Here is a 15,194-nt window from a genome sequence, read left to right as displayed (position 1 = left end):
AGGATTAGACCGCATATAAGTCAACGTCTAGGGGTCAGGCCTGCCCGGCAAGAGTGCGCCCGCGCCGATCATGGCGCAAAGCCGCATAAAGCACATGGGTGCGCCAGCGGCCATTGATCTGCAAATAGCTCTGCGCCACGCCTTCGTACTTGAAGCCGGACTTTTCCAAAACACCCCGGCTGGGGGTGTTTTCCGGCAGGCAGGCCGCCTCGATGCGGCTCAGATCCAGCCGCGTGAAGGCATGATGCACCACCGCCTCAATGGCTTCACTCATATAGCCTTTGCGCGCAAATTTCTGCCCAACCCAATAGCCCAGCGTCCCGGCCTGTGCGGGGCCGCGGCGGATATTGTCCAGTGTGATGGCGCCCACCAAGGCCTCATCTTCACGCCGCACCATGAACAGCGGCACCGCCGTGTCATTCGCAATGGACCGCTGCGCCCAGTAGACACGGTTGGTGAAGCTCTTACGGCTCAGATGTGTGGCCGCCCAAATCGGCTCCCAAGGCACCAGAAACCCTGCACTGGCGCTGCGCAGTTCCGCCCAGGCGCGAAAATCCGCGTGAATGGGCGGCCGCAGCGTCAGCCGGTCGGTTTCAATCCGTACCTTGCGGCGCGTCAGAAGCATCAGGCCGCGCGCCTCTCTTCCAGCGCCTCAAGAGCAGGCGCGCCGGACACAGGCCCATAAAGCGCCATGGCGCTGCGGGCCTTGCTGGCCATCTGCTCGGCAAAGCGGCGCACATCTTCATCTGACACCGCATCAATTCGCGTGACGGTTTCTGGCAGGCTGGGGATATGTCCCCAGATCGCCAGCATCCGCGCCAGCCGTTCCGCCCGGCTTGACGGGCTTTCCAGCCCCATGAGCAGCCCCGCCTTCATCTGCGTGCGCGCCCGCGCGATCTCAATCGCGTTCATGTCTTCCGCCGCGCGTTTGAGCTCATCAATGGTGATTTCCGCCAGCTCCGCGATCTGCGCCCCAGAGGTGCCCGCATAGATCGTGGTCATGCCCGTATCCGCGTAGGCACCGGTTTGTGCAAAGATCGAATAGCACAGCCCCCGCTTTTCGCGCACTTCCTGAAACAGGCGGCTCGACATGCCCCCACCCAGAGCGGTGGAATAAATCTGCGCCGTGTAAATATCCGGACTGCAATAATCCGGGCTTTCAAACCCAATCGCAAAATGCGCCTGCTCCAGCGCTTTTTCGGTGCGGTATTCGCCCCCGGAAAACTGCGCCGGCACCACCTCGATCAGCGGGCCACGCTCCAGATGGCCAAACATCTCTTCGGCCAAACGCACGATTTCCTCGTGATCCACGCCCCCTGCCGCAGCAAGGATCATCCGTTCCGGGCGATAGTGCTCCGTGACAAAGCGTGACAGATCTTCGCGCCCAAAACTGCGCACGTGATCGTCTTCGCCCAGAATGGTGCGCCCCATCGGCTGATCGGGATAAGCACGCTCCTGCAGCCAGTCAAAAATCACGTCATCCGGTGTGTCGAGCGCCTGACCGATCTCCTGAAGGATCACCCCCCGCTCCACTTCGATCTCATTGGGATCAAAGATCGGGTTCAGCACAATGTCTCCCACCACATCCAGCGCCAGCGCAACATCATCCTTGAGCACGCGCGCGTAATAGGCGGTCACCTCGCGGCTGGTATAGGCGTTGATATAGCCCCCCACATCCTCGATGGTTTCCGCAATCTCAAGTGCATTGCGCCGTTTGGTGCCTTTGAAGGCCATATGCTCCAGAAAATGGGCAATGCCATTCTGTGGGGCGCGTTCATGACGCCCGCCCGCGCTCACCCAGATGCCAATTGAGGCGCTTTCCAGCCCGGGCATATGTTCTGTTACGATGCGAAACCCATTGGAGAGGGTGTGAAGTTGAACTGTCAACGTTGTGCAATCCGTTCCTTGATCAGCGTTTCCAGCGCCCCAAGATCATTGGGCACACGGGTGACGCGTTCATCTTTGTCCATCATATCCGCCATATGTGGCGGCAGTGCCGGGCGTGCGCCCATGGCGGTTTCCACAGCGTCCGGGAACTTCGCCGGATGCGCGGTGGCCAGTGTCACCATTGGCACATCGCCCAGATAGGCATTTGCGACCTTTACGCCAACCGCAGAGTGTGGGCAAAGCACTTCTCCGCAAGAGGTAAACGCACCGGCAATTGTCGCCGTGGTTTCTTCCTCAGAGGCACGACCGCTTGCAAAATGATCACGCAGCGTCTCCATCGCGCCCTGACTGATCGCAAAGGCCCCGTCCTTCAGCTCTTCCATCAGCTGCGCCACCGCCCCGCCATCGCGGCCATAGGCATCAAACAGCGCCCGCTCAAAGTTGGAGCTCACCTGAATATCCATCGACGGGCTGATCGAGGGGGTCACCCCCTCTTTGGTGTAGGCGCCGCTCTCCATGGTACGATGCAGGATGTCATTTTGGTTGGTGGCAATCACCAGACGCTCAATCGGCAGGCCCATCTTTTTGGCAATATAGCCTGCAAAAATGTCCCCAAAATTGCCGGTTGGCACGGTGAAGCTCACCTTGCGATCTGGCGCGCCAAGGCTCACAGCGGAGGTAAAGTAGTATACCACCTGCGCCAGTACGCGCGCCCAGTTGATCGAATTCACCCCGGCCAGCTTCACGCCGTCGCGGAACTCAAAATCGTTGAACATGTCCTTCAGACGCGCCTGACAATCGTCAAAATCGCCATCCAGCGCCAGCGCATGCACATTGCTGTCCGTGGGCGTGGTCATCTGTTTGCGCTGAATGGGCGACACGCGCCCATGCGGGAACAGGATAAACACATCCACATTGTCCAAACCGCGGAAGGCTTCAATCGCCGCAGATCCCGTGTCGCCAGAAGTTGCGCCAACAATGGTCACACGCTCATTGCGCCGCGCCAGTGAAAACTGAAACAGCTGACCAATCAGCTGCATCGCAAAGTCCTTGAATGCCAGCGTCGGGCCGTGGAACAGCTCAAGCAGATAGTGATTTGGCGCCAATTGTACCAAGGGCGCGCGCGCCTCATGACGGAAATTGGCATAGGCCCGCGCGATGATACCCTTGAATTCCTCATCGCTGAAAGCATCCCCCACAAAGGGCCGCATCACCGTAAAGGCCGCCTCTTCATAGGATTTACCAGCCAGCGCGGCGATCTCTTCGCGGCTCAGCGTCGGAATGGTCTCAGGCACATAGAGGCCGCCATCACGTGCAAGGCCGGTCAACATGGCCTCTTCAAAGCTCAGCTCCGGGGCATTTCCACGGGTCGAAATGTATTTCACGTCTCTCAGGCCTTCTTGGTTTTGCGCATCCGGCGCAGGTAATACAGGGTCATCGCCACCCAGACAATCGCCAGCCCATACCAGGTGATGACATATTCAAGGTGATTGTTGGGAATGGCGGCTTGATCCAGCGGCAAAGGCGTCACCAGCCTCGGCTCTTCGGTGGTTTCGCGCACAATCACAAGCACTGGTTCGGTCTGAAGCGCTGCCGCCATTTCCGCGACATCGCGCGCAAACCAGATATTGCCAGCGGCGTCATTGGGCGGCGTAAAGCTGTCACGTTCATCCGGCCAATGCAGATTGCCTGTGATCGTTGTGGTCACAGGCGCGCGCCCACCCGCCGCTTTGTCGGCGGTTTTGATCCAGCCCCGATCAGCCATGATGCGCCGTCCGGTCTCTGTTTCAAAGGCCGCCACTATGCGATACACCGCTCCGGCCTCTTTTGTGCTGGCCAGAAAATGCAATTCCTCATCAAGGATGGTGCCAGTCGCAAAGACGGGCCGATAGCGATCTTGCTCTGGGTCCGGTTCCGCAGGGACGGCCACAGGCACACCGGAAATCCGCGCTTCGATATCGGCAATCACCCCCTGCTTCCATGTCAGGCGCTGCACCTGCCAGGTGCCCAGCGACACCAGAACGACTGTGCCCAGAATGCCAAAGAAAAGCGGCAGGATCAGTCGGCGCACGTGGGGGTCCTTTCACGAAAAAATGCGCGGTGGGAATGGCCCACCGCGCATTGCTTTAATCCTATCCTCGCAAAAGGATCAACCTTTTGCTGTTGGCCTTACTGGCCCCAGACGTAGATCGCTGCAAAGAGGAACAGCCAGACCACATCCACAAAGTGCCAGTACCATGCCGCGGCCTCAAACCCGACGTGCTTTTCCTTGGTGAAATGCCCCGCCTGAAGGCGCAGCAGACAGACAAACAGGAAGATCGTACCCACAACAACGTGGAAGCCGTGGAAGCCGGTCGCCATGAAGAAGGACGCGCCGTAGATGTTGCCAGCAAAACCAAAGGCCGCGTGGCTGTATTCATAGGCCTGGAAGAAGGTGAAGATCACGCCCAGAGCCACGGAAATGATCAGGCCCCACTTCATGTCTTCGCGGTTGTCTTCATGTGCCAGAGCGTGGTGTGCCCAAGTGGCCGCACAGCCGGAGCACAGCAGGATCAGCGTGTTGATCAGCGGCAGGTGCCATGGATCAAAAGTCTCAATCCCTGCGGGCGGCCATACACCATCCACCGCGGGGCTTTGTGGGCCCATGGGGTACATCGCGTGTTTGAAGAAGGTCCAGAACCAAGCGGCAAAGAACATCACTTCGGAAATGATGAACAGAATGAAGCCATACCGCAGGCCAATCTGAACAACAGGGGTGTGATCACCCACTTTGCTTTCTGCAATCACGTCAGCCCACCAGCCGAACATGACATAAAGCACCATTGCCAGGCCGATCAGGAACGGCCATGGACCGCTGAGCACGATGCGCTCGCCGAACATCGGAAGATCCCCAGCCATCCAGACAACGGCCCCAAACAGCATGATAAACCCGCCAACGGAGGCGAGGAAGGGCCACCAGGAGGGGGCCAAAATGTGATAGTCGTGATTCTTAGCGTGCGCCATATTTTCAGTTCCCTCGTTGGAAGGCATGCCTTAGTTTTGCTTGCTCTCGCCCTCTGTCGTCAAGGACGCCAGTTCTTCGGGCAAGTCTGTTTCGTAGAAGGTGTATCCCAAAGTGATCACCTTGATGTATTTCGCGTCGCGGTCTTCGACGATTTCCGGATCCACATAAAAGCTAACGGGCATCATCACCCGCTCACCGGGCTGAAGCACCTGCTGCTCAAAGCAGAAGCAGTCGATTTTTGTGAAAAACCCACCGGCGTCATAGGGCGCTACATTGTAGCTTGCAGTGCCTGCGATGGGGCGATCGGTGGGGTTGTAAGCCTCATAAAAAGCCAGTCCAGTTTCCCCGATACGCACTTCCATTTCACGCTGCACCGGTTTGAAATCCCACGGCATTCCACGCTCGATTGAGGCGTCGAAACGCACTTTGATCGTGCGATCCAGAATGACATCACTGCCCACTTCAGCCGTGTTGGTGATGCCACCAAACCCTGTCACGCGACAGAACCAGTCATAAAATGGCACCGATGCCCAGGCCAGAGCGCCCATGACAACAACCACACCAACGGTCTGCAACAGCGTCTTTTTCTTGGGGTCCATCTTTACTGCCCCCTCTGAATAGACGCGTTTTCAGGCTCATAATCACCACGAGTCACCTTCACCACGGTGAGGCCAAAAACGATAACGATGAAGCTCACCAGCACCAGCGCAACACCAAGATTGCGACCAAAGCGACGTTTGTGCAGTTCATGTTCTTCGCGAAAGCTCATGATCACCAGCCTCCGTAGCCGTAAGGCGCAAGCGTGGCTTCCGCCAGGATCGCCCCAAAGTGAAGGAACAAATAGAGAAGCGACAGCGCAAAGAAAGCTTTCTCCCGCTTGTATCCGTCGGCCTCAGAAACCTCTTCATCCCGACGCCAGATCGAAATGGCACCGGCAACAAACAGACCATTCAGGATCAGCGCCGTGGTCAGGTAAATTGGTCCGCCCACCCCGGTGAAAGCCATGCCAATCGCCACAACGGCGAGCAGCAGTGTGTACACCAGAATATGGTTGCGGGTCACACGACGCCCATGGGTCACATGCAGCATCGGCACGCCCGCGTCTTTGTAATCGGACTTCATGAACAGACACAGCGCCCAGAAGTGTGGCGGCGTCCACATGAAGGTCAGTGTAAACATCAGCAAGCTTTCAATCGAAATGCCGCCGGTCACAACCGCCCAACCGATCATAGGAGGGAAAGCGCCCGCCGCACCACCAATCACAATGTTCTGTGGCGTCCAGCGTTTCAGCCACATGGTGTAGATCACCACGTAAAAGAAGATCGTGAAGGCCAATAGCGCGGCCGCAACCCAGTTCGCAGCAAGGCCAAGCATCACGACAGAGAAGCCAGACAGCGCAATGCCAATGGCAAAAGCCTCGCCTTCAGACACCGTGCCAGCCGGGATCGGGCGCTTCTTGGTGCGCGCCATCACCCGGTCGATGTCGGCATCATACCACATGTTCAGCGCCCCGGAGGCACCACCACCCACGGCGATAAACAGAATGGCGCAAAAGGCCACAAAAGGATGCACAGATCCCGGTGCCGCCAACAGGCCCACCGCTGCGGTGAACACCACAAGCGACATGACCCTCGGTTTCAGCAGGGCGAAATAATCGCCAAACTCTGCATCGCCATGGGCGGCTTTGGCTTGCGTATTGATGCTTGCGTCGCTCATTCTTGTCTCCGAGTGAGGTGCGCGCAAAGCGCACACCCTACAGATGAGGCCTCAGGGAAATAAAGCGCGCGGCAGCCGCGCGCCTTGGTAGGGATCAGTCAGCAGATGCAACCTGCACGCTTGGCAGCGTGGACATGTCGCCTGCGTATTCCTCGATCGCGCCTTTCAGCCACTCGTTGTACTTCTCTTCAGACACAACTTCGACGGTGATTGGCATATAGGCGTGGTCCTTGCCGCAGAGTTCAGAACACTGACCAAAGAAGATGCCTTCTTTCTCAGCTTCAAACCACAGCTGCGCGATACGGCCAGGCACAGCATCCTGCTTGACGCCAAAGGAAGGAATGGTCCAGCTGTGGATCACGTCCGCACCAGTCACATCCATCACAACGGTTTTGCCAACAGGCACCACAACCTTGGTGTCGGTCGCCAGCAGATACTCATCTTCATTGTATCCATTCTCAGCCAGAGCTTCTTTGCCCAGCAGGAAGCTTTCGAACTCAAACTCATGGTCTGTATACTCATAGCCCCAGTACCACTGGTAGCCGGTCACCTTGATGTGGATCTCACCTTCTGGGATTTCCTGCTGGTTGAACAGCACCGGCAGAGAGAAGGCCCCAATGAACACCAGCACGAGAATCGGGCCGATGGTCCAGGCGATCTCCAGCGGAGAGTTGTGGGTGAAGGAAGAGGGGTTTGGGTTCACACGGCGGTTGAAGCGCACCATGCAGTACACCAACAGCGCGGTCACAAAAATCACGATGGCAGTGATGATCGCCAGGATCAGGCCGTCCAGCGAATGGATCTGACGCGCCAGTTCAGTGGCCGCAGGCTGAAATCCCATGCCACTGGGAACGGGTTTGCCGATGGTTTCGGCGCTCTGCGCGATGGCTGGCGCGGCGATAGTGGCTGCCATAAGGCCCAGGAATGTCGATAGAATTCGCATGTGTCACCCTGACTCGGTTGCGTGGTTGTTCTTGTCGGAATCACAGAATCCCATCTGCCCTACGGCGGAATCCCGCTGTTGTTTCGCGCCTAAAAACCATATTCTCTGCGTCAGATAAAGATCGAAGCTTGCGTCAAACGGACGCTTTTTTGATTTAGATCAAATTATGAGGCTGACAGCATATGACGGAAAACCGCTTCCAACCCTTTGAAAACAATATCGATGAGGGCACTGCCCTGCGACATTTGCGCACTGCGACGCAGGGCGCAGACGATGGCGAGTTGTTTTTTGAACGCCGAAGCGCCGAAGCTTTGGTGTTTGATGACGGTCGTTTGAAGACAGCGAGCTATGACGCAGCGGAAGGATTCGGTCTGCGTGCGGTCAACGGAGAGGTCTCCGGATACGCCCATGCTTCCGAAATCAGTGAAACGGCGATAAAACGCGCCGTAGAAACCGCGCGCCTTGCGGTTGGCGACGGCGGTGGCACGCTGGCCGCGCCCCCTCCCCCCACCAATCGTCGCCTCTATACCGATGCAGATCCAATTGGCGGCATCGACTTTCCGGTGAAGATTGAAACCCTGCGCGACATCGACAGTTTTGCCCGCGATCTCGATCCCCGCGTTGTGCAGGTCTCTGCCACGCTGGCCGCGTCGCATCAGGAAGTGGTGATTCTGCGTCCAGATGGCACGCGCATTTCCGACATTCGCCCCATGACGCGGGTCAATGTCTCCGTGATCGTCGAACAAAACGGGCGCCGAGAAAGCGGCTCTGCAGGCGGCGGCGGACGGCTTGGCCTCGACGGGCTGCTCGATCCCGCAGACTGGCAGGGCAAAACCCGCGAGGCCCTGCGTGTCGCGCTTGTGAACTTGGACGCGGTCCCTGCGCCTGCAGGCCCCATGGAAGTGGTGCTTGGGCCCGGCTGGCCCGGAATTCTGCTGCATGAGGCTGTTGGGCACGGCCTTGAGGGGGATTTCAACCGCAAAGGCAGCTCCAAATTTGCCGGCATGATCGGCCAGCAGGTCGCCGCCAAAGGGGTGACCGTTATTGATGACGGCACCATCCCGGATCGCCGCGGCTCCATCACCGTGGATGACGAGGGCACCCCGTCAGGCAAGACCACGCTGATCGAAGACGGTATTCTTGTGGGCTATATGCAGGATCGCCAGAACGCGCGCCTTATGGGGGTTGCCCCCACCGGCAACGGCCGCCGCGAAAGCTACGCCCATGCGCCCATGCCCCGCATGACCAATACCTATATGGAAGGCGGCACATCTGATCCCGCGGATCTGGTCGCCTCGCTCAAGGATGGCATCTATGCCGTGGGCTTTGGCGGCGGTCAGGTGGACATCACCAATGGTAAATTTGTCTTCTCCTGTACCGAGGCTTACCGCGTGGAAAACGGCAAAGTCGGCGCGCCGGTCAAAGGCGCCACGCTTATCGGCGATGGGGCCACCGCGATGATGCAGATCAAAGGCCTTGGCAACGACATGGCGCTGGACCCCGGCATGGGCAACTGCGGCAAAGCCGGCCAATGGGTGCCGGTTGGCGTCGGCCAGCCCACTGTTTTGATGGAGGGTCTGACGGTGGGCGGCTCTGCCACCTGATCACAGGTCAACGCCCGGCAAAAACGGCCCCGGTCCGCATTTTCGGATCGGGGCAATTTGAAGAAGAAACCGTTCAGAATGTTTTTTTTTGAGGGCGATCTAAATTTTTCGCATTTGATTTACGCGCTGTTAACCACTCAAGGCTTAATCCTTGTCTTGCAAGCAGGCGGAGTTGCGGATGACCGAAGATCGAATTTCTTCCACTCACCCCCAAATCCCACCCACCACGGAGGAAGCGCGATTACTGCGGCTTCGCCTCTTGCGATCCCGACGGGTCGGGGCCATCACCTACCACAGATTGATACGAGAGCATGGCACAGCAGAGGCCGCATTGGATGCGCTGCCTGACATTGCCCGCGCAGCAGGCGTCTCTCGCTACACGATATGCCCCCAAGACATAGCAGCCAAAGAACTGGAAGACGGCCGTGCCACAGGAGCGCGGCCGATTTTTTTTGGCGATCCCGAATATCCCATGCTGCTGGCTCAAACCCCCGACGCCCCGCCGATGCTCTGGGCGCTTGGGCGCACTGAGCTCTTGGCGACACCTTCCGTGGCCGTGATCGGTGCGCGCAATGCCTCCTCGCTGGGCCTGCGTATGGCCGGCCGTCTTGCAAGCGATCTGGGCGCGGCGGGGTTGACCGTTGTCTCCGGTCTGGCCAGAGGGATCGACGCTGCCGCGCATGAGGCCACGCTCGCCACCGGCACCATCGCAGTCTACGCAGGCGGATTACGCCGCCCCTATCCGGCACAGAACCTGTCTCTGGCCGAAAACATCGCAAAGCAAGGTCTCTGCCTTTCTGAACAGCCACCGAATATGGAGCCCCGCGCGCGCCATTTTCCCGCGCGCAATCGCATCATTTCCGGTCTTGTGCGCGCTGTGATCGTGGTAGAGGCCGCCGCCAAATCCGGCAGCCTTCTGACCGCGCGCATGGCGTTGGATCAGGGGCGGGATGTGCTCGCTGTGCCGGGCCACCCCTTTGATGCGCGCGCGGCAGGAGCCAATATTCTGATCCGCGACGGCGCGCCTTTGGTACGGGACGCAGAAGATGTGCTTGAGGTGCTGAATGCCGCGCAAGCTCTGCGCCCCGCCATGCCCGATCCGTCACCGGAACGCGCCACAAGCCGCTCAGAGGCGCAACAGCCAGCTACGGCACGCAGCTTGCAAGACACCGCCGCTTTGCACAGTGAGATTCTCAACCGTCTGGGCCCCTCCCCGCTGAGTGAGGATCAGCTTTGCCGCGATCTCGCCACCGTACCCGCCAAACTGACCCCGGCATTGCTGGATCTCGAAATGTCTGGCGCGATCACCCGCATGTCCGGCGGTTTGCTCAGCAAAAACTAGGTGCAGAGCGCTGTCTCCTTCCATGGCAATATGCCTGTTTCTAAAGCAGTCGAGCGGTACAATTTTGGCCAAACTCACAAATCATCCCGCAAGTAAAAACAGCCGTGCATTGACAATCCCCCCTTTCGCCCCACATTTTTCGCCGCCATAAGGCTCGCGCCGAGTCGAGAGGAAAATGAATGCCAGTCGTTGTCGTAGAATCCCCAGCCAAAGCCAAAACAATCAACAAATACCTTGGTTCGGACTACACAGTATTAGCCTCCTACGGCCACATTCGGGATCTGCCCGCCAAAAACGGCTCGGTCGATCCGGAGCAGGATTTTGACATGACCTGGGAAATCGACACCAAGTCGCGCCCTCATGTCAAAGCGATTGCCGACGCTCTGAAAGAAGACAACGCGCTCATTCTCGCAACCGACCCCGATCGTGAAGGCGAAGCCATCAGCTGGCACCTCGAAGAAGCGCTGCGCAAACGCCGTGCAATCAAGAAAGACACACCTGTCTCTCGCGTGGTGTTCAACGCCATCACCAAGGCCGCCGTCACCGAGGCCATGCAAAACCCCCGCCAGATTGATCAACCGCTGGTGGATGCCTATCTGGCGCGGCGCGCGCTGGATTATCTTGTCGGGTTCAATCTGTCGCCCGTGCTCTGGCGCAAATTGCCCGGCGCACGTTCCGCTGGCCGCGTGCAATCGGTGTGCCTGCGCCTGATTGTAGAACGCGAAGCCGAAATCGACGCGTTCAATCCGCGAGAATACTGGTCTGTGAAATCCCTTCTGGCCACACCACGTGGGCAAGAGTTTGAGGCCCGCCTCACTGTCTTGGGCGGCGAAAAACTCGATAAATTCTCGCTGGAGAATTCCACCGCCGCCGAACTGGCCGTGCAAGCCATTCAGAGCCGTGATCTCTCCGTGGCCCGTGTTGAGGCCAAACCCGCCTCCCGAAATCCTTCCGCGCCGTTCATGACCTCCACCCTCCAACAGGAGGCCAGCCGCAAATTCGGCATGGGTGCACGCCACTGCATGAACGCGGCACAACGTCTCTATGAAGCGGGCTATATCACCTATATGCGGACCGACGGCATCGACATGGCGCCCGAAGCCGTGCAAGGCGCGCGCGACGCCATTACCGCCTTCTATGGTGCCGATTACGTGCCTAAAGAGCCGCGCATCTACAAAAACAAAGCCAAAAACGCCCAAGAAGCGCACGAATGTATCCGCCCAACGGATATGATGCGCAAACCCTCTGATCTGAAAGTCTCCGAAGAGGATCAGCGCAAGCTTTACGATCTGATTTGGAAGCGCACACTGGCCTGTCAGATGGCTGGCGCCCGCATGGAACGCACGACGGTGGACATCGCCTCCGCCGACAAACAGGTGGAACTGCGCGCCACCGGTCAGGTTGTCCTGTTTGACGGCTTTATGCGGGTCTATGAAGAAGGCCGCGATGATCAGGTGGTGGATGACGACGACAAGCGCTTGCCCCAGATCATGGAAGGTGAGGCCATGGCCAAGCGCTCGGTCACGCCAGATCAGCACTTTACGCAGCCACCGCCCCGTTACACCGAGGCCACCCTGGTCAAACGCATGGAAGAGCTCGGCATCGGTCGCCCCTCCACCTATGCCTCCGTGATCACCACCATTCAGGATCGGGAATACGTCCGTAAAGAGCAAAACCGCCTCTTCCCAGAAGAGAAGGGCCGGATCGTGACCATCTTCCTGGTGAACTTCTTCCGTAAATATGTGGGCTATGAATTCACCGCCAACCTCGAAGAAGAGCTGGATGACGTCTCCGCAGGTGAACGCGATTATAAAAACGTGCTCAACCGCTTCTGGAAAGACTTCTCTGCTGCCATCGCCGAAACCAGCGATCTGCGCATTTCCGAAGTGCTCGACATCTTGGATGATGCGCTCGCACCACAACTCTACCCACCGCGCGAAGATGGCACAGACCCCCGTGTCTGCCCCAAATGTGGCGCGGGCCAGCTGCACCTGAAAACCTCACGCACCGGTGGCTTTGTGGGCTGTGGCAATTACCCGGAATGCAACTACACCCGCCCGATTTCCGGCGAAGGCGCGGAAGGCTACGAAAAAGTACTGGGTGAGGATGCAGGTGATGAAATCCACCTGAAATCCGGCCGCTTTGGCCCCTACGTGCAACGCGGTGAAGTCACCCCGGACAACAAAAAGCCGCCGCGCTCCTCCCTGCCCAAACAGGGCAAAGAGTTTCTGCCCGGTTGGGGCCCAAATGAAATCACTCTGGAACAGGCGGTCACCCTGCTGACCCTGCCACGTGAGATTGGCATGCATCCTGAGGGCGGCATGATCTCTTCCAATCTGGGCCGTTTTGGCCCCTACATCATGCACCAGCTGCCGGATGAGGAAAAACCCATCTACGCCAACCTCAAAGAAACACTGGATGTCTTTGAAATCGGCATGAACCGCGCGGTCGAAATGATCACAGAAAAGCGCAACAATCCGGGTCGTGGCCGCCGCGCCGCCGCCAAGGCACTGCGTGAACTGGGCGAACATCCCGAGGCCGGTGGTCCGGTCAATATCATGGACGGGCGCTATGGCCCTTATGTGAAATGGGAAAAAGTCAACGCCACCATCCCCAAAGAGATCGACGTCAAAGATGTGACCATGGATCAGGCCGTGGCGTGGATTGCGGAAAAAGGTGGCGGCAAGAAGAAGCCCACCCAAAAGAAAGCCGCCCCCAAGAAAGCCGCCGCAAAAAAAACAACCGCCAAGAAGACCACAACCAAAGCGGCCACCAAGAAAAAAACCGACGGCTGATCAGCAAAACCTTGCCACTTTCAAGGCCACTTTCAGGGGATCTGCACCGCAGGTCCCCTTTTTGCTGCACGCCTCAAGCGCTTGTGAATTGCCACCGACGGCCACCTGTCTCAGCTTACGTTCAAAAGAGCAGTACCCCGGAGTTCCCCATGTCCCAGCGCCCCAAGTTTCAGCTTCCTTTCTCACGTCGATCGTTTTTGCTCGCGGCCCCCGCGGTGCTGCTTCAGGCCCGCACCGCATTTGCCCAAGAAGCAGAGCCCCCTGCTCCAGCAGAACCGCCGGAAACCGCCGCCCGCAATATCTCAAGTTTCAGCCGTCAGGACTGGCGCAATCATTTTGATGCCTTGGGCGTGGCCACAATTGTCGCTGATACCACATCGCGCGCCCTGCACTACTGGTCAGGCGATGGCAGCGATTATCGGGTCTACCCCACCTCCGTGCCCATGTCCGAAGAGCTCACCAAACGCGGCTACACCAAAATCGTGCGCAAACGCGTCGGCCCGGACTGGACACCAACGCCCTCCATGCTGGAACGCGACCCCAGCCTCACCTACATGGCTCCGGGCCCAGACAACCCGCTAGGCAGCCATGCCATGTATCTGGAATGGCCTGCCTATCTGATCCACGGCACCCATGACACCCGCAAGATCGGGCGGCGCAGCTCCAACGGATGTATCGGCCTGTACAACCAGATGATCGCGGAACTCTTTGAAATCAGCCCGGTGGGCACCCAAGTGCGCATCATCTGAGCGCGCTTCACTTGGCCCTAAATATCCCGGGGTGAATGGAGCGCAGCGCGCTCCAGAGGGGCTGGCCCCTCCCCCCTGAACAGATCACAACACATCGCTCAGGCTCCCGTAGTAATACGCCCACCCCCTGCAAACGTTGACTCCCTCAGGGCACCCCGGCACAACTCTTCCCAATTTCCGACCCACGTCTGACCCTAGGGAGAGAGACATCCATGAAAAAGGTATATGCAAATGCCACTGAGGCGCTTGAGGGCGTTCTGAGTGACGGCATGTTCATTGCCTCCGGCGGCTTTGGCCTCTGCGGCATCCCCGAGCTTCTGCTGGACGCCATCAAAGACAGCGGTGTCAAGGATCTGACCTTCGCCTCCAACAACGCGGGCGTTGATGATTTTGGCATCGGCATCCTGCTGCAGACCAAACAGGTCAAGAAAATGATCAGCTCCTATGTGGGCGAAAACGCGGAATTCATGCGCCAGTATCTCTCCGGGGAGCTGGAACTGGAGTTCAACCCACAGGGCACATTGGCCGAGCGCATGCGCGCCGGTGGCGCAGGCATTCCGGGCTTTTTCACCAAAACCGGCGTGGGCACCGTAATTGCCGAAGGCAAGCTGGAAAAACAGTTCCCCACCGGGCCGGATGGCGCGATGGAAGACTACATCATGGAAGAGGGCATCTTTGCCGATCTGGCCATTGTGAAGGCGTGGAAAGCCGATGAAACCGGCAACCTCGTGTTCCGCAAAACCGCCCGCAATTTCAACGCGCCCGCGGCGACCTGCGGCAAGATCTGCATCGCCGAGGTTGAGGAAATCGTGCCCACCGGCTCGCTAGATCCGGACGCGATCCACCTGCCCGGCATCTATGTGCACCGCATCATTCAGGGCGACCACGAAAAACGCATCGAACAGCGCACAGTGCGGGAGGCATAATCGTGGACAAGAAATACTATGATGAACTGCCGCTCCAAATAGAAGCCCGCGCTGAACGTTACTTAGAGTTAGCACACACTCTTGCTGAGAAAAAATTCTCTGTGCCAACGGTTAGAGAAATCCCCCTGCTAAGCGTACAATTGGCTGCGGCTATGATGAATCTAGAGGCCGCCGAAATTATGGCTTCAGAACAAGAACGTATCGCAGCTAAGCTGGAGGAGGCATAAT

At 58.3% G+C, this 15,194-nt stretch carries 15 protein-coding genes; 6 read left to right on the top strand and 9 right to left on the bottom strand.

The features are described 5' to 3' along the window. Positions 1-34 precede the first annotated feature (34 nt). The 9 genes from SHM7688_RS11370 to coxB form a co-directional block, all read right to left on the bottom strand. Positions 35-625: a GNAT family N-acetyltransferase gene (locus tag SHM7688_RS11370; RefSeq protein ID WP_058240059.1), complete on the bottom strand. Its 591-nt coding sequence runs from the start codon at positions 623-625 to the stop codon at positions 35-37. After that, complete coding sequence (locus tag SHM7688_RS11365; protein WP_058240058.1) at positions 625-1,887, bottom strand: M16 family metallopeptidase; 1,263 nt, start codon at positions 1,885-1,887, stop codon at positions 625-627. The genes SHM7688_RS11370 and SHM7688_RS11365 overlap by 1 nt, the downstream gene beginning before the upstream one ends. Then, positions 1,884-3,272: a threonine synthase gene (gene thrC / locus SHM7688_RS11360; RefSeq protein ID WP_058240057.1), complete on the bottom strand. Its 1,389-nt coding sequence runs from the start codon at positions 3,270-3,272 to the stop codon at positions 1,884-1,886. Before thrC ends, SHM7688_RS11365 begins: the two co-directional genes overlap by 4 nt. A 5-nt stretch (positions 3,273-3,277) precedes the next feature. Further along, positions 3,278-3,958: an SURF1 family protein gene (locus SHM7688_RS11355; protein WP_058240056.1), complete on the bottom strand. Its 681-nt coding sequence runs from the start codon at positions 3,956-3,958 to the stop codon at positions 3,278-3,280. Positions 3,959-4,056: 98 nt separating this feature from the next. Next, positions 4,057-4,890, bottom strand: coding sequence for a cytochrome c oxidase subunit 3 (locus SHM7688_RS11350; RefSeq protein WP_058240240.1), 834 nt, complete (start codon positions 4,888-4,890; stop codon positions 4,057-4,059). A 30-nt stretch (positions 4,891-4,920) separates the two neighbouring features. Beyond that, positions 4,921-5,490 (bottom strand): cytochrome c oxidase assembly protein, encoded by a 570-nt coding sequence (locus tag SHM7688_RS11345; RefSeq protein ID WP_058240055.1) that lies wholly within the window; start codon positions 5,488-5,490, stop codon positions 4,921-4,923. Between the two features lie 2 nt (positions 5,491-5,492). Next, the gene (locus SHM7688_RS19875; protein ID WP_058240054.1) at positions 5,493-5,660 is read right to left on the bottom strand and encodes a cytochrome c oxidase system small membrane protein; all 168 of its coding nucleotides are present in this window, start codon (positions 5,658-5,660) and stop codon (positions 5,493-5,495) included. 2 nt (positions 5,661-5,662) lie between these two features. Then, positions 5,663-6,607: a heme o synthase gene (gene cyoE / locus SHM7688_RS11335; RefSeq protein WP_058240053.1), complete on the bottom strand. Its 945-nt coding sequence runs from the start codon at positions 6,605-6,607 to the stop codon at positions 5,663-5,665. Positions 6,608-6,701: 94 nt separating this feature from the next. Beyond that, positions 6,702-7,550: a cytochrome c oxidase subunit II gene (gene coxB, locus SHM7688_RS11330; protein WP_058240052.1), complete on the bottom strand. Its 849-nt coding sequence runs from the start codon at positions 7,548-7,550 to the stop codon at positions 6,702-6,704. Between the two features lie 182 nt (positions 7,551-7,732). On the opposite strand from coxB, the gene tldD reads away from it, so the two are divergent. From tldD to SHM7688_RS11300, 6 genes are all read left to right on the top strand, one after another. Further along, complete coding sequence (gene tldD, locus SHM7688_RS11325; protein ID WP_058240051.1) at positions 7,733-9,154, top strand: metalloprotease TldD; 1,422 nt, start codon at positions 7,733-7,735, stop codon at positions 9,152-9,154. Positions 9,155-9,332: 178 nt separating this feature from the next. Further along, positions 9,333-10,496: a DNA-processing protein DprA gene (dprA, locus tag SHM7688_RS11320; protein WP_083499026.1), complete on the top strand. Its 1,164-nt coding sequence runs from the start codon at positions 9,333-9,335 to the stop codon at positions 10,494-10,496. A gap of 179 nt (positions 10,497-10,675) precedes the next feature. Continuing rightward, entirely contained in the window at positions 10,676-13,291 is a 2,616-nt protein-coding gene (gene topA / locus SHM7688_RS11315) for a type I DNA topoisomerase (RefSeq protein ID WP_058240049.1), read from the top strand. 149 nt (positions 13,292-13,440) lie between these two features. Next, complete coding sequence (locus SHM7688_RS11310; protein ID WP_058240048.1) at positions 13,441-14,040, top strand: L,D-transpeptidase; 600 nt, start codon at positions 13,441-13,443, stop codon at positions 14,038-14,040. A gap of 212 nt (positions 14,041-14,252) precedes the next feature. Continuing rightward, positions 14,253-14,966, top strand: coding sequence for a CoA transferase subunit A (locus tag SHM7688_RS11305; protein WP_058240047.1), 714 nt, complete (start codon positions 14,253-14,255; stop codon positions 14,964-14,966). A gap of 2 nt (positions 14,967-14,968) precedes the next feature. After that, complete coding sequence (locus SHM7688_RS11300; RefSeq protein ID WP_058240046.1) at positions 14,969-15,193, top strand: hypothetical protein; 225 nt, start codon at positions 14,969-14,971, stop codon at positions 15,191-15,193. Position 15,194: the final 1 nt, after the last annotated feature.

It is taken from the genome of Shimia marina (assembly GCF_001458175.1).
GTDB lineage: Bacteria > Pseudomonadota > Alphaproteobacteria > Rhodobacterales > Rhodobacteraceae > Shimia > Shimia marina.
The sequence above is the reverse complement of the archived record's forward strand: the minus strand, read 5'-3'. Positions and strand labels throughout refer to the sequence as shown.